The sequence below is a fragment of the Sulfuricurvum sp. MLSB genome (assembly GCF_000747095.1).
Lineage (GTDB): Bacteria > Campylobacterota > Campylobacteria > Campylobacterales > Sulfurimonadaceae > Sulfuricurvum.
Genome location: NZ_JQGL01000147.1, coordinates 2,058 through 2,309, shown reverse-complemented (window position 1 = coordinate 2,309; position 252 = coordinate 2,058). Strand labels below are relative to the sequence as shown.

At 35.7% G+C, this 252-nt stretch carries 1 protein-coding gene; it reads right to left on the bottom strand.

The annotated features are described in order from the left end of the window. Nucleotides 1–252, bottom strand: a 252-nt coding sequence (locus JU82_RS12195) for a hypothetical protein (protein ID WP_294892947.1), incomplete at both ends; no start/stop codon positions are given.

The following is a 252-nucleotide window of genomic DNA, read 5'->3' as shown; positions in this document are numbered from 1 at the left end:
TTGATTAAATCGTTGATACGGTTTCTTTCATCACGTTGTCTTGCAATAGATTTTCTTTTTTCATCAATCTCGTTTTCGATAGAGTTGTCGGTTAGTTTAGTGACGAGTGCTTGATGTTCTTGCGTGAGTTTGAGTTTGAGGTTTGAGATTTCAAGTTCTTTAGCATTGATTTTTGCGTTGTAGTTTGCGTTTACTGCTTCATCACCACCCACTTGTTCATCACGAAGTTTCTTGATTTCTTTATCTAATTCA